Below are 20754 nucleotides of genomic sequence, written 5' to 3'. Positions count from 1 at the left end.
TTATCTTGAATATGGTGCTTTTGTTTCAAAATTGTTTGATTTTAATTCACCTTAAAATAAACTGATAATTTGTGTCTAACAGGTATAGTCAAGCGACCAGCTTTCTATTCCTGCGACGTTTTCTGATACTCCGATGGCGTCATCCCGAATTCGGCTTTAAAACAAGTTGAGAAATAGCGCGGATCAGAAAATCCGGTGGAGAATGCAACTTCACTGACGGCGATAGATTTATCTTTATCCATTATTTGGCAAGCGTGTTTTAGCCGGATGTTTTTAACAAATTCGCTGGGTGATAGGTCAAGCAAAGCCTTGGTTTTACGATATAGGGTGGATTTAGATAACCCCAGTGCATGACCAAGTGCCACGACATCAAACTGATCATCGCTAAGATTTTCCTCTACCACGTTTATCATTTTCTCTAGAAATTGTTCATCTTGAGGCGTATAGTCCAAAGCAGATATGTTGATTTGTGAACTCGTTTTAAAATCGGCCTGTTTTGTACGCTTATGCACCAAAAAACTGTGTATACGCGCCTCTAGAACCTTGAGGTCAAAAGGTTTACTGATGTAACTGTCTGCCCCGGCTTGATAACATTCAATTCGGTCGTCGATGCTATTTTTAGCCGTCAGTAAGATTACCGGGATGTGGTTTATTTCAGCATCTTGTTTTATTCGCCGGCAAAGTGTCAGTCCGTCCATCACGGGCATCATGATATCGCTGACCACAATATCTATTTCTTTTTCTTTCAATACCGCCAAAGCTTGTTCGCCTTGTTGGGCAGTATATACCTGATAGGTTCTGGACAGCAGGTTCTTCACGGTTTGTAGCAAATCCTCATTGTCTTCGACCAATAATATGCGGACGTCGCTTTTATCTTTTTCTTCTAGCGGCTGCTCAACAGGTAAATCTTCTAATTGTGTGAGGAGGTTTTCGGGATCCAAGTAGTTATCGTGAAGTTCGCGTAGTTCCTCCATACTATAGGAAGTTTTATCTACCGGAATGTGGATGGTGAACGTAGATCCTTCTCCTACGACGCTATCCACTTGGATCACGCCATAATGAAGTTCTACCAGTTCTTTGGTTAATGCCAATCCTATGCCGTTGGTTTCTTGCTGTTTTGCCAGTTTGTTATTATAAAACGGAATAAATATCTTGTCAAGTTCGCTAGAAGGAATTCCTATTCCTGTATCTTGTACGCTAACAATCAAGTTTATGGTATGGTTGATACGCTCCGTATGGAAGGACAGTTGTATGCGGCCGCCTTCTGCAGTGTATTTAAATGCGTTAGAAAGTAGATTAAAGATAATCTTATCGAATTTGTCGGCATCTACATATCCCTCTTCTATACAGTTTCCTTCAATAATTTCAAACACGATGTTTTTTCGCTTCGCTAAAGGACTGAAATACAACGTGCAGATATTGTGGATGAAAGTAGCTAAACGCAGCCGACCCACCCGCAGTGCCATTTGTTGATTTTCTACTCGTTTAAAGTCCAAAATTTGTTGCAAAAGCCGTTTTAGCCGGTCAAGGTTAAAACGCATTTTATCAAATTGAGTCAGATTTTTTTTGGTAATCATCTGAATATCATCAATTAGACAGGATATTATCGTCAAAGGCGTTAACAGCTCGTGAGAGATGTTGGTAAAGTAACTCAGCTTGGTCTGCGTCAATTTATGGGCATTGTCTTTCTCAATCTGAGCGATTCGAAGCTCACTTTTTAGTTTGAGACGATTGGTATAGAAACGAATGGTTAGAAAGGTAATGCCCAAGATACCTAAGATATAAAGTAAATAGGCCAAATTACTTTCATAAAAGGCTGGTTTTTTTCGGATGTGAAGACGGGTTATTTCTGAATGCCACTTATTGTCGAGATCGGTCGCTTTGATCAGAAAAACATAGTCTCCTTTTCCTAAATTATTATAGGTCGCGAAGAGGCGCTCTCGTGGGGCGTACACCCAGTCCTTGTCTACACCTTCCAGTTTGTAAGCATAGCGCAGTTTGTTCGGATGCGTATATTCCAACGACGAAAATAAAATTTCTAAACTGTGGTCTTCCGGATCCAATGTCACCGATTTTCCTTGAAAGTCAAACTTCTGATGTAAGGCGTGGAGTAGGGCAGATTGATTGTTGATTTTGATATCTGAGATGACTACTGCGGATTGGTGTGTTGGTGCAAACGGAGATTCCCAGAATTGAACGATGCCATTATTGCCCCCGAAATATACCGTGTTGGATTGTTTGTCAGCGGTATAAGCTCCTTTTGTAAACATATTGACCGGGAGCCCATCATTGGTGTTGTATTCAAATATACGCTTGTCTGTGGGAAACAGCTTATAGACGTTTCGCGTTGTAGATATCCAGACCGTGCTGTCGAGGCATACCACATGCAAGATTTGGTTGGAAGAAAACAAGGAAGCGTTCGCATATTCCTCGATCTGTCCGTTTTCAATACGGAACGAAAGCAATCTGTTGTCTGTTGTTCCAATCCATAGGTTTCCGCGTTTATCCGCATCTATCGTTTCGATTTGATCGGTGATTAGTCCAGGTGTTTTCCTTCCAATTTGCTTCTTCGTTCTCCCGAAGTGCTGGCTATCCATTTGATAAATGCCCTGATCCTTAGTGGCTATCCAAATTTTTCCTTTGTTGTCTTGCGTGATAGCGACGATTTCGTTATCGATATCGTCGGCACGATATAGCTTTTCTTCTCCCGATTTTTTGTACATCAGGCCGAACGTTGTACCAATCCATAGATTTTTTTTACGGTCTTCAAAAAGCTGGCGGGGTATACCTATATTTTTTGCGTAAACCGATAAATCGATACTTCTGCGAAGAGAAACTCCATTTTCCTGCTGATGAAAAACGTTGATTATAGGTTCATATGCCGCGCCAACCCAAAGTTCACCCGCTGTTTCCAGCGCACAATTGACAGCCCGTAGCGATATTAAGTCTTTGAAAAGAAGATTGCTATATGTTTCTAGCTCATCTTTTTCTGGCATAAACTTGCCCAGACCGATGCGCTCTATATTGAACCATAATTGTGCCTTATTGTCCTTATATAGCATATTGAGGTTCGGGGAGATATGATATCGTTGCTGTATTTGCGGTAAAGGTAGATTACGCATAGTAGGTCTGTCAAAGCGGATGGTCGAGACACCTTCTCCGTTGATAGCAAGCCATAGGGTCCCCGAACGATCCCGATAGATATCTTGAAAAAAATTAGAAGTATGTTGAAATAGATCAGACAGATCTATTTCCTCAAGATCGTTGTCTTCGGTGTAGCGGTAGGTAGAAATTCCGGAAAAGGAAAGCACCCAAATATATTTTCTGATATGATCTTGGACGATATTATAAACCAAGTCTTCCTTTCCAACCCCTCGTCGTTTGTTTTTAATGAAAATCTCCCGATACATATTTTCAGGATCAGCTGGATTAAAAAGGAAGAGGCCATCTCCCCAAGTGCTAATCCAATACTGTCCGCGATCGTCTTGCATTATTTTAAAGGGATTATTCGATTGACCTATTGCGGGAAAGGCTTTAAACGTTTTTGTTTTGGTGTCGAATTTATGAAGACCTCCACCCCATATTCCGGTCCATATTCCACCATCCCGATCTTGAAAGATAGTATTGACGGTACCCGAAGGAATCGTTTTTTCTGCATTGGAGTTCTGTCCAAATTGGTCAATTAAAAGCAGATCCTTATCGTATAGGAAAATTCCGTTATCAGCACCTAGCCAGAGCCTCGATTCGCTATCAACCATAATGGTTGCTATACGTCGATTGTTGAGTTGCTCATCTGGAAAACGAGCGATCCGGTAAGTACATTTGTCTAATATAAATATGCCATTTTCGGTTCCTAATAAAATTTTTTGATCTATTTCGTTGATGGCTAATATATTTTGATTCGTTACATTTCCTCCTTTATCATCTTCCAGTTTGAAAGTCAATAGATTAAAGGCATCAAAGCGACTGACGCCATTGGCCGTGGCGAACCAGATATACCCTTCCTGATCTTGAAACGTTCTATTGACGGTTAACGAGGGGAGTTCCTGCTGAATTTTGACAGGTGTAAATCCGATTTGTTGTGCAAAAAGAGATCCTAGCTCTCCGTTAAGAACGAGTAAGAAAGTAAAAAGGTATACAAATGATTTGGTCACGATTTCTTTTTAATCACTCTTATTTCTAGTATCTTATGGCTGGTCGCGTCTTTTTCGGTGCCTATTTTGATCTGGAAGGTGTTCTCCTTGTTTAGTGTCTCTGGTACGGAAATAATGGTGGTTTTTATTTCATGCAAGGTATTCGAATCGACCTGTAGTTTTCCAACTTCCTGATCGTCGACAAAAACCACTGTCTTCCTGTTTTCTTCTTCTAAATATCGGATATAAAGTTGTACATCTTCTTTTGGATTGGTTTTGAGGGCATAGCTAAACCAGCCTTTTGCTTCCCGCCACCGTACGTCTTCCATGCTTCCCGCTTGCGTATTCTCTTCCTGAATAAAGTGATCTGATTCAGGTTGTTGTTCGCCACCCACCACCCGGTCGATTGTTAGGGCAGCCAAACGCAATGATTCCTTTTCTTCCTGTTCGGTTTTTTCTTGTAAAGCAGCGAGTTCCTCCTGGGTAGCCTGCGGCCAGTAAATAATATACCGGCTGTCGTGCGTTTGATGAAATGGTTGTAGCTCCATCTGGCGTTCTTCCGTTCCTTGATATAGTCCCGACAGACTGAAGTGTAGCGGTTTATCGGCAAGGGGTTGTACAAGGTTGGGAATGTTTTCTGCAGCGGTTGTCAAGATCGGCATATTTCGCAGAGGGACTTGTCTGCCACGGGCGACGTGCCCCATCCGGCTATCATCTGCGAAAAGCCCGTCCATATCGTCTGTCCCGGTTTTGGCCGCCAAGACAAGAGGTCCATACAATATGCTATAGTAATTTGAACGGTCGGGAAGTTGTTCGGTATAGATGCCCATAGGGAACTCGACCGATACCTGATCGCCTTTTTCCCAAGTACGTTGGATAGTAAGCCATCCATCTTGTTGAGAAGCGGTTTGAACTGGTTTACCGTTTAGTAAAAGGGTAGGGTCGCCTATTAGCCAACTGGGTTTACGGATGTGAAGCGCGAAAGTCGTTTTTGACCGCGGATTAACTGTAAACCGTGTTCTGTTTTCTTCGGGAAAGTTATTTTCTTGGATAAGCTCGACGTTTTTCTCCTTCCAATTTAGCTTAGAGGGAATGAATAGATTCACGAACAGCTGATCATGCTGATGGGCATAAATCATCTCGCCATACTTCGCGTGGTTTTCTATACCAGAGCCCACACAACACCACATACTGGTGTGCGGTTGGGAGTAGACCCGATAATGACCAGGGCGCATCTGTGTAAAATAAACCAGTCCACCCGTTTCTGGATGTTGTGTTGATAATATGTGGTTATACAGCGCCCGCTCGTAATAGTCTAGGTATTTGCTTTTCGGGTCGGTCTGATGTAACATCCGGGTCAGTCGTAACATGTTGTAGGTGTTACAGGTTTCGGGACCTTCTACGCTCTGTATCATTTTTGAAAAGTCGTCAACAGGGTTGAAGTGTTCGCTAACGCTATTTCCACCAATAGATACAGATCGTCTTTCGATCACGTTTTCCCAAAAATACTCTGCTGCGTCTGCCCACTGCTGATCGTGCGAAATATCAGCAATACGTTTGAAGCCCAAAACTTTGGGGATTTGTGTGTTCGCATGCTTGCCAGTAAGATGATCCTGTTCCTGTAAAAGAGGTTGTAACACCGTGCGCTGACTAAACTGACGAGCAAGCGATAAATATTTCGGATTTTGGGTAATAGCGGCTACATCCGCAAATGTTTCATTGAGCCCACCGTGTTCACTCCGAAGCATATCTTGTATCTGCTCATCGGTTAATCTATCGATCAACGAGATTGCCCAATCGGTCATCTGGATCAGCATCATTTTTGCCGTTTCGTCACCTGTCATCAGATATGCATCCCGCAGACCGGCATAGGTCTTATGGATGTTGTACAGCGGAACCCATCTGCCGTTTAGACTAAAACCTCCGGCATTAATCTTACCCTGTCTAACTTCATCCCAAAGCTCCTTTCCCTCAGGCACACCCCCAATATAACCATCGCCGTTTGCTTCTTGACAGCGCTTGAGTTCAGCAAGCATATAATCCAAACGCTCTTTGATACGTTGATCACCTGTGGAAGCATACATATAGGACAAAGCGGAAAGGTAATGACCGCCTATATGTCCGTCTAATCCCGTATTTTCCCAGTTGGTATAACTTTCTCGGCGTGGAGTAAGATTAGATTCCCGCAAAAACGGTGCTAATAGTCGGTCAGCGTCCAGTTCCAACAAATAAGCGAGGTCGAGTTGTTCCGCGTGTTTGAATGGTCCTGAAAGCAATCGGACATCATCCAGCGAAAAATAATCGAGTTGTTTGTGTGTTTGGGCTTGTAATGTTGTTCCTATTGTGGCGGATAGGAAACATATCCCGATCAATTTTTTTAATTTCATATAGCAGCGCGCAAAGATTTATTTATAATGTTGGAACAACCGGCTTGATACTGCCGTCTTCATTAAACTCCATTTTATCTATACATACCTCACGGTGATAACCAGCCGCGTCGCCCATTTTAATGCCGTTGGGGCGGCTGAAGCGGTGGTAAACGATATACCATTCGTCTTTACCCGGAATCTGTAAGACGGAATTATGCCCCGGCCCATAGATGCCTAATGCTGGATTTTTAGTTAGGATGAGGTTGTTTTCGGGTATGTCAATGGGACCCATAGGAGATTTAGAAGTGCCATACCGCACGCGGTAGTTTTCACTACGGGTGTCATCTTCTGACCATAAAAAATAATATGTTCCGTTACGATAAAAGACATAGAATCCTTCGCGAAAGGTTTCGTCCGGCGTGATGATTTTGGTGGTATTCTCTTTCAGCGATACCATGTCCTCATTCAGCTCTGCAACGGCACCATATCCATTTCCCCAATACAGGTAAGATTTTCCACTCACCGGATCTTGGAACACATCCGGGTCGATTTCCTGACCACCATTCACGCCCGCCGGCTTGGTGGAAACAAGAGGTTTGCCCGAGTCGGTAAACGGTCCGGTAGGGTGCTCTGCTACGGCTACGCCAATTTTTTGTGCTGCTGTATAATAATAGTAATACTTGTATGTATTCTTTTTAAGCTTTTTCTCAATGATGGCGGGTGCCCAGGCGTTCCGGTTTGCCCATGAAACATCTGTCTTCAAATCCAACATGGTGCCTTCCTCTTTCCAGTCTACTAGATTATCGGAGGAAAATACCTTGAAATAGTCGCCAGCCCACCCCGTGTAGCCATCGCTTGTAGGGTATAAGTAGTATTTTTCAGTTTTTTCTGCATAGAGAATTTCGGGATCGGCATGATAACCTTCCAATACCGGGTTATTTTGTTTAATAACCTGAAAATTATTTGGTGTACCGTAGGTTGTTAATAGATGTTTATATTCTTTCCGGGTGATGGGGATGATGCTCCCATGTCTAGGGTGGAAATCCATATTGATCTGTTGGTCAATGATCTGAAATTCATCTAAGTCATAGCTCTCACAGAATTGGTAAGCACCTTTCATATATACATCGTACATCAGTATATATTTATCCGTATTTGTTAGTTTGAAAATACTTGATCCTTCTACCGCTTCTGTGGTTTGTTGTTTGTATCCTGGTTGTTCAATCCATACACCAGAGGTAAGGTCGTCGGTCATCGCTTTCTTTAAGCCATTGCCATGGCCTTCTGTTTTATAGAACAGGTGATAAATACCATTTTTGTAAATAATATCGCCGTCAATACAAGATTTTTTGTTTTTAGGTATGAACAGCGGTTGAGGGGTGCCTTCCAAATCTGTAAAATCTGCGTTCGCGTACGCATAATAGATAATATCTGGCCCGTCACCGTGCTGCATAGACCAATAGACCATATACTTTTGTGCTTTTTCATCGAAAACAGTCTGCGGAGCCCACACACGTTTTAGGTTTTCCTGATTTGGATATTTTTGTTGGATGTTGATAACATGTGAGGTCCAATCCGTAAGGTTTTGCGATTTCAATAAAATTAACGCGCGATTGGAATCCCATCCTTTTGATGAAGTCATATCCGTCAACACCATGTAAAATCCTTTATTGTCGTGACGACGTAAGAGGTGTGGGTCACGTACACCGCCCGTCGAACTGATATCTTTCGAATGTAATACAGGTCTGTTGCTGTTTAAAGCAGCATAGTTAAAGCCATCGTTACTAATAGCGTAATGCACCTGTTCTTCTTCTACAGCGTTTCCTGTAAAATAAGTAAAAAGATAGCCGACGAAATCTTTCTCTACCGGATTTTTAGGCTGTGCATGCGTCATCAATATACCGCATAGGAACAAACAGAATGTAAGGGTTTTTTTATTCATGGGTTAACATATATAAATACTATAATCGAAATAAGGTTTGTATCGAGGCTAGCTAAGCCGTTACATTTTTATATCGTAGCCTAAAAATAAAAAATGTTATCGTTATTTTAAATGTTTTTTTTACATTTATTTTTTAATCGTCTAGCTGCTAACACAAAGCTAGCCAGTAAATGTGTGTGCAGCAGGGGTTTTAAGGTCAAAGAAGTTTAAATAGGGTTCAAAACAACAAGAAGAAGTTTTCTTGAGCCAATTTTAGGCAGTAAATAGTTTTTATTTAAACATGGGTTTAACGAGGGGGAGGTACCTTTGTTAGGTACGGTGTACATAATTTAATGTTTAAATTTAACCAAATAAGAGATGCGTATAAACCTTATCCTTTGTTTTTTATTATGCTATTCCTTTGCTTCTTTTAGTCAACGACTAAACAAGGAGGATGTAATGTCGAAGTTGAACTTGGCCAACGTATATTGGCAGGAAAACAACAAACCCACCTTGTGGTCCTTTTGGGACGTGGCCGCCTACCACACGGGAAATATGGAGCTTTATAAATTGACCCGAAATGAAGCCTATCGGAATTATTCAGAAGCGTGGGCAGTGCATAATGAATGGAAGGGCGCCAAGTCCGATAATAAGGCAGAATGGAAATATTCCTATGGGGAGAAAGACGATTATGTACTTTTTGGTGATTGGCAAACCTGTTTTCAAACCTATATCGATCTTTATAATTTAGATCCAAAACCCTATAAGATAGCTAGGGCTATAGAGGTAATGGAATACCAGATGAGTACCCCCAACAACGATTATTGGTGGTGGGCAGACGGACTTTATATGGTTATGCCTGTGATGACTAAAATGTATAAGCTGACCGGCGATGAATTATATCTTGATAAAATGTATAGTTATCTACAATATGCAGATAGTATCATGTATGATAAAAAAGAGGCATTGTACTATCGAGATGCGAAATACGTATATCCCAAGCATAAGTCGGAAAACGGAAAGAAAGACTTTTGGGCGAGGGGAGATGGTTGGGTATTCGCTGGTTTAGCCAAAGTACTGCAGGATCTCCCAAAGGATCACCAACATTATGATTTTTATGTGCAACGTTATCAGGACATGGCCGAAGCCATTGCCAAGTGTCAGCAAAAGGAGGGGTACTGGACACGTAGTATGTTGGACCCTAATCATGCGCCGGGACCAGAAGCTAGTGGTACCGCCTTTTTTACTTATGGTTTCCTTTGGGGAATAAACAACGGTTTACTAGCTGAAAAAAAATATATTCCTATTGCAAAATCGGGTTGGCGCTTTTTAAGCGAAACTGCCTTACAAGAAGATGGACGAGTAGGTTATATTCAGCCTATTGGTGAAAAAGCAATACCCGGTCAAGTAGTTGATGCGCAGTCGACTGCTAGTTTCGGGGTGGGGGCGTTTTTATTAGCCGGATCGGAGATGTACCGGTACTTGAACCAGTAGCGGTTACCGCTCGTTACCCAGTATTAATAGTAGATTATGGTCAGAAAAAACATATGGATTAACTTTTTGCTAACAAGTATCCTCTTTATGCCGATCGTGCTGTATGCGCAACCGCGCGACGCGCGGGTAATGGATGTCGGTTTTGGATGGGCTAAAAACACGGTGAATACCGCTGTATTTAGAAAAAATTCGCTAGTCAGTAACGCGTCTTTCCAATTCATATCCTATTACGATGGAGAAGGCTTTTTGATATTGGGAAAACGACGGCTAAATAGTGATCGCTGGACGTTAAAACGGACACCATATAGCGGTCATGCTTCGGATGCGCATAATGTGATCAGCATGATGATTGATGGCGATGGTTATCTGCATGTAGCTTGGGATCACCATAATGGGCGTTTGCGATATGCAAAGAGTCTGAAACCTGGCGGATTGGAGCTGGGAAAAGAAGAAGCTATGGTAGGATCGGAAGAAAATAGCGTGACGTACCCTGAGTTTTTTGCACTGCCCACCGGTGATTTACTTTTTTTCTACCGTGACGGTGGATCGGGAGCAGGTAATTTAATTATCAATAAATATGATGTGGCAAAGAGGCAATGGAAGCGTTTACATACCAATTTAATCAGTGGTGAAGGGCTACGGAATGCCTATTGGCAGGCTTATGTAGATAAAAAAGGAACGATTCATGTTTCTTGGGTATGGCGGGATTCGCCCGATGTGGCTAGTAACCATGATATGGCCTATGCTTGTTCAAAAGATGGCGGATTGACCTGGCAACGAACGGATGGAACCACGTATATGTTGCCTATTATCGCCGAAAATGCGGAATACGCCGCGCAGATACCGCAGCAAAGTGAGCTAATCAATCAGACTGCTATGGCGGCGGACGATGAGGGAAATCCCTTTATTGCAACTTATTGGAGGGCTTCGGACACGACGATTCCACAATATAAAATTATCTACTGGGTCGACGACCATTGGCAAGTGAAGTCTTTAAATTTTCGGTCTACCGCTTTCTCGTTAAGCGGTCACGGCACGAAAGAAATCCCTATTTCGAGACCGCAGCTTTTAGTAACGGGCAAAGGAAGGAAATCTTCGTTGTTGCTACTATTCCGCGATCGCGAGCGAGGTAGTAAGGCGTCGGTATTGAAACTAAATAATGTGCATCAGGATGATTTCGAAATATTTGATCTTTCGGAGCATGGATTAGGAGCCTGGGAACCTACTTATGATACGGAGTTATGGCGAAATAAAAAGCGTCTAGCGCTGTATGTACAGCAAACTGATCAAAAGGACGGCGAAGGTTTATTAGAAGTCGCACCAACAGCCATAAAAGTTATCGAGTGGAAACCGGATTTTGGCGAATAGAAGAAATGAACTTGAATCGTAAACTGTAAACATAATAACTGTAAAAATGAAGAGGAATTTTATCGCAAGTGTTTTGCTTCTACTCAGTTTGTCTGGTGTTAAAGCCCAACAAATGAGTATGGTCAGTCCCGATAACGATCTTTCCGTACTGCTGGAGTTGGATAAAGGGAAATTATATTATTCGGTAGCTTTTGATGGGCAGGAGATGCTCGAAAAATCACCCTTAGGTTTGCAGACACATATCGGAGATCTTGCTAACGGACTTCGTTTAATTGATAATCAAACCCGGTTGGTGAATGAACATTATGAGGAGCCTAAAATAAAGAGAAAATCCGTTCACTACCAAGCGAATGAGCATCGCTTTACGTTTGAAACTAAAGATAGTAGGTTGCTTGAAGTTATTTTTCAAGTCAGTAATAACAATATTGCTTTCCGCTATGGGATACCTCAAACCGGTGAACCGGCGAACGTGATTGTAGAAAAGGAGTGGACTGGTTTTGACTTCCCGGCGGTGACCACGACGTTTTTGACACCGCAAGCCACGCCTATGATTGGGTGGAAGAAAACGAAGCCGAGTTACGAAGAAGAGTATGTTCCTGATGAGGCGATTGGTACACCTTCTGTGTACGGTATTGGTTATACGTTCCCCGCTTTATTTCGTGTCGGTGATCGAGGGTGGGTACTGGTATCCGAAACAGGCGTGGGTAGTCAGTATTGTGGTTCCAAATTGAGTGAAGGCACAGCAGATGGACTTTATCAGATTTCTTTTCCCGAAGCGGGTGAAAATAATGGGCTAGGTAGTGCATTACCCGGCCTTGGGCTTCCGGGTTATACGCCTTGGCGGACAATTACGGTAGGAAGAGATCTAAAGCCTATCGTCGAAACTACGATTGCATTCGATGTTGTAAAACCGCTATACGAGCCTTCACAAGATTATCAATTTGGTCGTTCGACCTGGAGTTGGCTCGAGTGGCAAGATGGAAGTATCAATTTTGAGGACCAGAAAATATTTATTGATCTATCGGCTAACATGGGATGGGAGTTTGCGCTGGTAGACAACTGGTGGGACAGTAAAATAGGTCGTGACAAAGTGGAAGAGTTGGTACAATACGGTAGGGACAAAGGGGTAGGGATTTGCCTCTGGTATAACTCCAACGGCTTTTGGAATGATGCGCCTCAGGGGCCTAAAAATCGGATGAATACTGCCGTCGCCCGAAAACAAGAAATGGCTTGGATGCAGCGCATTGGTGTTAAAGGAATAAAAGTTGATTTTTTTGGTGGTGACAAGCAGGAAACCATGAAACTTTATGAAGATATTCTTTCGGACGCGAACGACCATGGGTTAGTCGTTATTTTTCATGGATGTACCTTACCGCGTGGGTGGGAGCGTATGTATCCGAATTTTGTAGGTAGTGAGGCAGTTTTAGCTTCGGAAAATTTAATATTTACCCAGCACGCGAATGATACAGAAGCATACAATGCGACGCTGCATCCTTTTATCCGCAATACCGTCGCTTCGATGGATTTTGGACCTGTATTGCTGAATAAACGTCATAATCGGGAAAATAATGGAGGGACAATCCGTAAGACAAGCGAAACCTTTCAATTAGCTACGGCCGTATTGTTCCAAACACCTGTCCAGAACTTTGGTATTACACCCAATAACCTGCATGAATTCCCAGATTTTGTCATCGATTTTATGAAGGAGGTACCTACTGTTTGGGACGAAACCGTATTCATCGACGGTTACCCAGGTAAGTATGTGGTATTGGCACGCCGACAGGGTGATACGTGGTATATAGCCGGAATCAATGCGGAAAAGAATACAAAAGATGTTGTTGTTTCCTTGCCGATGCTTTCTGGAAATCAAGCCGTACACTATTGGGATGATGCCAAACTAAATCCCAACCAAGGGAGTCTAAAAATTAATAACAATAAAACGGTCAAGTTAACGCTACAATCAAACGGAGCGGTCATTATTGTTGGAAAATAAAATACTTAGAGACGCAAAATTTGCGTCTCTATTTTCTTCGTCTTCTGGCAAATATTTTCATCACTTCATTAGCAAGCAACGGTACGACACCTAAGGCCAATACACCTGCCCATTCTGCGATCCCCACCGCTTGTAGTTTAAAAGCCGCCGTCATAAAAGGCACATAAAGGACAAACAACTGCAATAATAAACCCAGAACAACAGCGCCGAAAAGGTATCGGTTAGAGAAGAACCCCATCTTGAAGATAGATTTATACGCGTGGCGGAAACTGAACGAATAGAATAGCTGACATCCGATAATCGTCAAGAAAGCTAGTGTTCGAGCGTATTCATGGATCTCTTCGGGAATGTGTTGAGCAAAAGGCGAATATCCTCGAAAGTGATAGCCGCTCACAAACGCAAAGATGGTCAAGATACCTATCAGGATGCCTGCGAAAATAACACGTCGTCCGCCGCCGTGGGAAAAGAAATTATCGTTTAATGGCCTGGGCTTTTCTTTCATCACATCCTTATCACCCGGATCCATACCTAACGCAACGGCAGGCAAAGTATCGGTGAGCAGATTAATCCAAAGTAATTGCGTCGCGATGAGCGGTATGGGTAAACCGATTAGTATAGCAACAAGCATCGTGACCACTTCGCCTACATTACAGGCGAGTAAGAAAATAACGGATTTCTTGATGTTATTGTAAATATTTCGGCCTTGTTCAATCGCTACAATAATGGTCGAAAAGTTATCGTCTGCCAAAATCATATCAGCGGAATTTTTTGCAACATCCGTCCCGGCTATTCCCATAGCTACACCGATGTCTGCCGCATGTAACGAAGGCGCGTCATTTACCCCGTCCCCGGTCATCGACACAATGTTACCTTTAGCCCGAAAAGCTTTTACTATATTCACCTTATGTTCGGGCGAAACCCGGGCAAAAACTTTGTATTCGCCGATATGTGACTCCAACTCCGTCTGGGGCATGTTCTCTATTTCCGCACCGGTTGTGGCCTCCGACAGCGCCGAAGCAATGCCTAGGTTTTTGGCGATGGCCAACGCAGTGTTTTTATGGTCTCCTGTAATCATAATCGTGCGTATACCTGCTTCTTTAGCGGTCTCGATGGAATCTTTAACCTCTTCACGAGGCGGGTCGATCATACCGACGACGCCGATCATGACAAGGTCCTTTTCAAAATTTTCGGAATCAATTTGGCTCTCCAATGGTTTGTAGGCAACGGCTAAAGTTCGTAAGGCTTTATCCGACATGGCATCCGCCGCTTGCATGAGAATAGTTTTGTGGGTATCGTTAAGCGGTATAATTTCCCCATCTTCGACGATCTGTTTGCATTTTAGGATAAGACTATCAATGGCGCCCTTTGCATATAGCATGAAGCCATCTTCGTGCTGATGAAGTGTAGACATCATTTTGCGGTTGGAATCAAAAGCGCGCTCGTCTATTCGGGGTTGCGATTCCTGTAAATCTTTCCTCTTTATTTGTAACGTATCCGCCAAGTGTAACAGCGCAATTTCGGTAGGATCGCCCGTACCCTTACCGTTTTCTAAGGTAGCATCAGAAGCTAAAACCATGGCTGAAGAAAGCAAGCGGGCTTCTGTAGATAAATCGGCGATGTCGCTAACCTGCTGTGTTTTATCTGTAAAGGTGAAAAATTCCTGCACAGTCATTTTGTTTTGGGTCAGTGTGCCGGTTTTATCCGAACATACAATATTTACGGAACCAAGCGTTTCCACAGCAGGTAACCTCTTAATGATAGCGTTTTGTTTCGCCATTTTCGTAACACCAATAGAGAGTACCACAGCGACGATAGCTGCTAGTCCTTCTGGAATCGCGGCAACGGCAAGGGATACCGACGTTAGAAACATCTCCGTAAGATCCCTTCCTTGAAAATAAGATAGGATAAAGATCAGCACACAGATAGCTACAGCCGCTTTACCTAATGTTTTCCCCAGTTCATCTAAACGAATTTCAAGCGGTGTCTTCGTTTCGTTATCTTGGCTAAGTATGCCGGCTATTTTCCCCATCTCGGTATGTGTTCCTGTGCCGGTTACCACACCAACGCCGCGACCGTATGTGACGAGCGTTGACATGTACGCTAGATTACTCCGGTCCCCCAGTGGAAGGTAGTCGTCCGAAAACATGGCTCCAGCATCTTTCTCCACGGCTACAGATTCTCCTGTCAAGGCGGATTCATCTATTTGTAGACTTGCGCTTTCCAAGAGACGTAAATCAGCCGGGACATAACGACCCGCATCCAAAATAACCATATCGCCCGGCACGATATCTTCTGATGCAATTTCCCTAATCTGATGATCTCGTTTGACGAGTGCTTTGGGCGAGGCCATCTTTCGTAAAGCTTCGATGGCATTTCCCGCTCTTATTTCCTGAACGACACCCAATGTTGCATTGATACATATAACGATGAGGATAATGATGCCGTCTAGATACTCGCCCATGAACATGGTAATAACGACCGCTGCCAACAATACATAAATCAATGTATCTTGCAATTGACCGATAAATAATCGAAAGATCGACTTACGTTTATGCGCTTTTAATTGGTTTGGGCCGTGTGTGGCTAGTCGCTGTTGAGCTTCGTTTTCCGATAAACCAGCGGAGCGGTCTGTTTTTAACAGCTCAAGCGTTTCATCGATAGATTTTTCGTGGAATAAAGAGGTGCTGTCGTTAGAGATATCGGTTTTCGTCATCGTACAAGATTAATTTGTCGTTTAATAAAGATATAGGTCAGCTCTCGTAAAATTGCTGATTTTCTTTTTTGAAGCATTTATCTGTAAAGTTAACGCAAAATTAGCATGTTTGTTTATCTTCGGAAGGATTATATAGCACAGCGTACGCAAAGAAAGTATGATAAGAAATTGTATATTTGTAGCTTTTACAATGAAAAAAATATGGACGAATCTGTGCAAAAGATAGGCATCGTAGGGAGTGGGAGTTGGGCAACGGCGATGATCAAGATGCTTGGAGATAATACAGAGCAGAAGGATATTTTATGGTGGGTTAGAAAGGAAGAAGATTTAGCATACATCCGATCTTACGGACATAACCCTAGTTATTTGAGTGCTGTAAAGGTTTGTGTCAAGCCAGATAATTTATTCTCGGATGCACGTACGGTTATTCAGCAATCGGATATCGTTATCTTAAATACACCGTCCGCTTATTTAAAAGATGCCTTAGCAGCTGTGCAAGCAGCGGATTTTTCAAATAAAATTGTTGTATCTGCCATCAAGGGAATCATTCCAAATGATAACCTTATTGTGGGCGATTATCTTACACAAACGTATCAAATACCCTTAGAAAATATTGTGGTTATCGGTGGTCCTTGTCATGCGGAAGAAGTCTCTTCGGAAAAGCTTTCTTATTTAACGCTTGCCGGGAAAGACCAAACAACAGTAGAACGGGTAGGTAGGTTTATCCGTGGACGCTATATCAATACGGTGCTCTCTACCGATATTTTCGGAGTAGAATATGGGGCGGTATTAAAGAATATATACGCATTGGCAGCAGGTATATGCCATGGAGCGGGACTTGGAGATAATTTTATTGCGGTATTGATTTCGAATGCTATTCGTGAAATGGGTACTTGTTTATCCGCTATCGATTCGGATGTCAGCAGGGATATTAAAACATCAGCGTATCTGGGCGATCTATTGGTTACGGCGTATTCACAATTTAGCAGAAACCGTACATTCGGCCATATGATCGGGAAGGGCTACACCGTCCAATCTGCACAGCTCGAAATGAATATGGTTGCCGAAGGCTATTATGCTTCCGCATGTATTCAAAATATTATTCAACGGCATCAGCTTGATATGCCGATCTGCCAAATGGTGTATGAAATCCTATATCATCGCCAGCCGGCGACGTTAGAGATCAAAAAACTATTGGATAAATTAACGTAAATGAGATTAACGAAAGAACATATAGCAGCAACCTATAAATCCATTCAGGATGAAATTACTGCAGGACTGGAGGCTTTAGATGGTCGATCTACTTTTGTAGAGGAAATGTGGGAACGAGAAGGTGGTGGCGGCGGTCGGACACGTATCATACAGGATGGTAATATATTAGAAAAAGGCGGCGTCAATTTCTCCGCTGTTCATGGTAAATTGCCAGCGGCGATTAAAAAATCGTTTCAGGTGGAAGAAGAAGATTTTTTTGCAACCGGTGTATCGATCGTGATCCATCCCAATAATCCTTGGGTGCCGATCATCCATATGAATATACGTTACTTTGAATTGGGTGAAAATATCCGCTGGTTCGGTGGAGGAATCGATCTTACTCCCCATTATGTGGTAGAAGACGATGCGCGTTTTTTTCATCACATGATGAAGAATGTTTGCGATAAGCATCATGCTAATTTTTATCCCGAATTTAAAACCTGGGCCGATAACTACTTTTTTATTAAACATCGGCAAGAAACGCGCGGAATAGGTGGTGTATTCTACGATAAGCTGACACCCGAGAAAACTGGTTTGACAGACGAAGAGCTGTTTAAATTTTCTTGTGACTTGGGCCGTACTTTTCTGCCTACTTACACGGAGTTGGTGAATCGAAACCGCGATCGTAAATTCTCTTCACAAGAGAGAGAATGGCAGTTGTTGCGCAGAGGCCGGTATGTGGAGTTTAACTTGGTATATGATGCCGGAACCCGATTCGGATTGGAAACGAATGGTCGCATTGAGTCTATATTAATGAGTTTGCCAGCACAGGCTAATTGGGCATACGATTTTAAGCCTGAAGCGAACTCTAACGAAGAAAAAACAATGTCTTTACTAAAAAAGGACATCAACTGGATTGGGTAATCTGTAATAATAGCTTATGATTAATTATCAGCGTTTTACACTGGATAATGGCTTGCGTGTGTTGGTACATGAAGATCACACAACCGCAATGGCCTGTGTGAATATCGTCTATGATGTGGGGGCCAGAGACGAATCGCCGGATAAAACCGGGTTCGCGCATCTCTTCGAGCATCTGATGTTCGGAGGTTCTGTCCATATTCCCAACTATGACACGCCGTTGCAGGAAGTCGGTGGGGAGAATAATGCTTTTACAAGCAACGATATTACCAATTATTATATTACACTCCCAGCAGCTAATCTGGAAACCGCATTTTGGTTAGAAAGTGACCGGATGTTAAGTCTGGCTTTTAGCGAACAGAGTTTGGAAGTACAACGCAATGTGGTCAGCGAGGAGTTTAAACAACGCTACCTCAATCAGCCTTACGGGGATGTATGGTTACGGTTGCGGCCCTTAGCTTACAAAGAACATCCTTATAGGTGGGCTACAATCGGTAAAGAACTTCGCCATATCGAAGAAGCAACCATGGAAGATGTTAAGGCTTTTTTCTTTAAACATTATGTGCCAAGCAATGCAGTTATGGTCGTCGCCGGAGATGTTACGCTTGAACAAGTAAAAGCATTAACAGAAAAGTGGTTCGCTAATATTCCCGTACGGCCAAAACCTCAGCGAGAACTTCCGGTAGAACCCCGGCAATTAGCTCCGCGGCGGGAGGAAGTGCATGCAGATGTGCCGGTTAATAGTATTTACATCGCGTTTCATGGCTCTGAACGCATGCATCCAGATTACCCGGTGATGGATTTATTGTCCGATATACTTTCCCGCGGAAGTTCTTCTCGTCTTTATAGAGCTTTAGTGAAAGACCAGGCACTGTTTAGCGAAGTTAACGCCTATGTATGTGGTTCTATCGATCCTAATCTTATCGTTATCGAAGGTAAACCACTGCCACATCTAGATATGGCCGAAGCAGAGAAATTGTTGTGGAATCAGTTGGATATATTGAAAACCGAGATAATGGCCGAAGCCGAATTGCAGAAAGTGAAAAATAAAGTTGAATCCACCATGGTGTTTGCCGAACTATCTATTTTGGACAGGGCTATGAATCTCGCTTTTTTTGAAGTACTGGGAAATGCAGATGGGTACAATCGAGAAGTGGATCGCTATCTCGCGGTAAAGCCGACTGATATTCAACGGGTGGCACAAGAAATTTTTACGAAGGAAAATTCGTCCACCCTCATTTATTATGCTAAAAAACAAGAACATGCTGAATAGATCTGTTGCGCCTATACGTCATGATATACAGGATATTACGTTGGTCCAGCCTGACGAGGTAGTTTTTAAAAATGGGTTAAAGGTGTTTGTTTTTAACGCCCCGACACAAGAATTGGTCAAAGCTGAATTTATTTTCCGAAACATCTTTGAAGGTTCAGAAAATTCCTTGCTGCATACCTGTGCAAGCTATATGTTAAAAGAGGGGACGCGAACGCGCACAAGCGCGCATATCGCCGAAGAAATCGATTTTTATGGAGCTTACCTAATGCCGGAGTACAGCTTTGACCAAACGGCGTTAACCCTTTATTCGCTCAATAAGCATCTTGGTTCGGTTTTACCTGTTGTACACGATATATTGAATAATACGGTTTTTCCCGAAGCCGAGTTAGAAACGTATATCCGTAATAATAAGCAGACTTTAAAAATTTCTTTGCAGAAGAATGATTATGTAGCCCGTCGGCTTTTCTTTAAAAGCTTGTTTGGAGATAGCAGATATGGACGGATTCCGACAGAAGAAGCTTATGATGCGTTGAATCGGGAAGATTTAATGGCATTGTACCAACGGCAGGTACAACCGCAAAATTGCACCTTGATTTTATCGGGTAATATTACGAACGAGGTGCTATTGCAAGTAAAGGAACTTTTTGATGTGCAATGGTTAAATACAGGAGAATCAGGCCCGGAGTCGGGCCCTCAATTTCCGGTTTTTGCTCCTGCCACTGTTTCGGAAGAACGTACGGATGCCCTGCAATCCGCTATAAGGCTGGGCATGCCTGCCGTTAATCGGGTTCATCCCGATTTCCCAGCCATACAATTTGTAAATACACTGCTTGGTGGCTATTTCGGTTCCCGTTTAATGCGGAATATACGCGAAGAAAAAGGGTTTACCTATAGTATTGGGTCAGCCTTTGCGAGTTTACAACATACGGGATTTTTTACCATCGCTACGGAAGTTGGGATAGACAGCACGAAAGCTACACTTATCGAGATTGAGAAAGAATTCAAGACTTTACGCGAAACCCCGGCTTCTGACGAAGAAGTAACCTTGGTCAAAAACTATATCTTAGGTTCTGTGCTAGGTTCAATAGAATCTGTGTTTTCACATGCCGACAAGTTTAAAGCCGTGTATTTTTACGGACTTGATTTATCTTATTATACGCGTTATAATGAGGTTATCAGAAACATGACCGCTGCTGATGTGCAAGGTATAGCGAATACATATTTTGACTATGATAATTTATTAAAAGTTGTCGTAGGGAAAATGAATTAATAATTTTGTCGCTCAAGCCGCGACGTGGCTCATACTTTTTTTCCGAAAAAAAAGTATGCAAAAAAACTCGCCACTTAAAAATTTTGACTGAATGGGATATTGCAAAAA

11 protein-coding genes are annotated in these 20754 nt (G+C 42.7%); 7 read left to right on the top strand and 4 right to left on the bottom strand.

Annotated features, from left to right (window positions below; translation table 11 throughout):
- Nucleotides 1–104: 104 nt before the first annotated feature.
- From LKO28_RS15510 to LKO28_RS03160, 3 genes are read right to left on the bottom strand one after another with little or no spacing between them, the layout of a single operon-like run.
- Nucleotides 105–4154, bottom strand: coding sequence for a response regulator (locus LKO28_RS15510; RefSeq protein WP_227693251.1), 4050 nt, complete (start codon nucleotides 4152–4154; stop codon nucleotides 105–107).
- A complete protein-coding gene (locus tag LKO28_RS03165; RefSeq protein ID WP_227693250.1) occupies nucleotides 4151–6520 on the bottom strand; it encodes a glycoside hydrolase family 127 protein in 2370 nt (789 codons plus the stop codon). Before LKO28_RS03165 ends, LKO28_RS15510 begins: the two co-directional genes overlap by 4 nt.
- Nucleotides 6521–6542: 22 nt before the next feature.
- Entirely contained in the window at nucleotides 6543–8444 is a 1902-nt protein-coding gene (locus LKO28_RS03160) for a family 43 glycosylhydrolase (protein ID WP_227693249.1), read from the bottom strand.
- A gap of 438 nt (nucleotides 8445–8882) precedes the next feature.
- Between LKO28_RS03160 and LKO28_RS03155 the strand changes: the two genes are divergently transcribed.
- Genes LKO28_RS03155 through LKO28_RS03145 form a run of 3 tightly spaced genes read left to right on the top strand, consistent with a single transcriptional unit; the run spans nucleotide 8883 to nucleotide 13278 of the window.
- On the top strand, nucleotides 8883–9917 hold the full coding sequence (locus LKO28_RS03155; RefSeq protein WP_227693248.1) for a glycoside hydrolase family 88 protein: 1035 nt from the start codon (nucleotides 8883–8885) through the stop codon (nucleotides 9915–9917).
- A gap of 36 nt (nucleotides 9918–9953) precedes the next feature.
- Nucleotides 9954–11285: a BNR repeat-containing protein gene (locus LKO28_RS03150; protein WP_227693247.1), complete on the top strand. Its 1332-nt coding sequence runs from the start codon at nucleotides 9954–9956 to the stop codon at nucleotides 11283–11285.
- Nucleotides 11286–11331: 46 nt separating this feature from the next.
- Nucleotides 11332–13278, top strand: a complete 1947-nt coding sequence (locus tag LKO28_RS03145) for a glycoside hydrolase family 97 protein (protein ID WP_227693246.1) — start codon at nucleotides 11332–11334, stop codon at nucleotides 13276–13278.
- Between the two features lie 28 nt (nucleotides 13279–13306).
- Here the strand turns inward: LKO28_RS03145 and LKO28_RS03140 are convergent, their stop codons facing one another.
- Nucleotides 13307–15991, bottom strand: a complete 2685-nt coding sequence (locus tag LKO28_RS03140) for a cation-translocating P-type ATPase (protein WP_227693245.1) — start codon at nucleotides 15989–15991, stop codon at nucleotides 13307–13309.
- Between the two features lie 201 nt (nucleotides 15992–16192).
- On the opposite strand from LKO28_RS03140, the gene LKO28_RS03135 reads away from it, so the two are divergent.
- The 4 genes from LKO28_RS03135 to LKO28_RS03120 are packed head-to-tail and all read left to right on the top strand — an operon-like array spanning nucleotide 16193 to nucleotide 20646.
- The gene (locus LKO28_RS03135) at nucleotides 16193–17203 is read left to right on the top strand and encodes an NAD(P)H-dependent glycerol-3-phosphate dehydrogenase (RefSeq protein ID WP_227693244.1); all 1011 of its coding nucleotides are present in this window, start codon (nucleotides 16193–16195) and stop codon (nucleotides 17201–17203) included.
- A complete protein-coding gene (gene hemF / locus LKO28_RS03130) occupies nucleotides 17204–18106 on the top strand; it encodes an oxygen-dependent coproporphyrinogen oxidase (protein WP_227693243.1) in 903 nt (300 codons plus the stop codon). It begins immediately after the preceding gene.
- A gap of 16 nt (nucleotides 18107–18122) precedes the next feature.
- Nucleotides 18123–19376, top strand: a complete 1254-nt coding sequence (locus LKO28_RS03125; RefSeq protein WP_227693242.1) for a M16 family metallopeptidase — start codon at nucleotides 18123–18125, stop codon at nucleotides 19374–19376.
- Complete coding sequence (locus LKO28_RS03120; protein WP_227693241.1) at nucleotides 19366–20646, top strand: M16 family metallopeptidase; 1281 nt, start codon at nucleotides 19366–19368, stop codon at nucleotides 20644–20646. Before LKO28_RS03125 ends, LKO28_RS03120 begins: the two co-directional genes overlap by 11 nt.
- Nucleotides 20647–20754: the final 108 nt, after the last annotated feature.

It is taken from the genome of Sphingobacterium sp. FBM7-1, from assembly GCF_020687765.1.
In the GTDB taxonomy this organism is placed as follows: domain Bacteria; phylum Bacteroidota; class Bacteroidia; order Sphingobacteriales; family Sphingobacteriaceae; genus Sphingobacterium.
The sequence above is the reverse complement of the archived record's forward strand: the minus strand, read 5'-3'. Positions and strand labels throughout refer to the sequence as shown.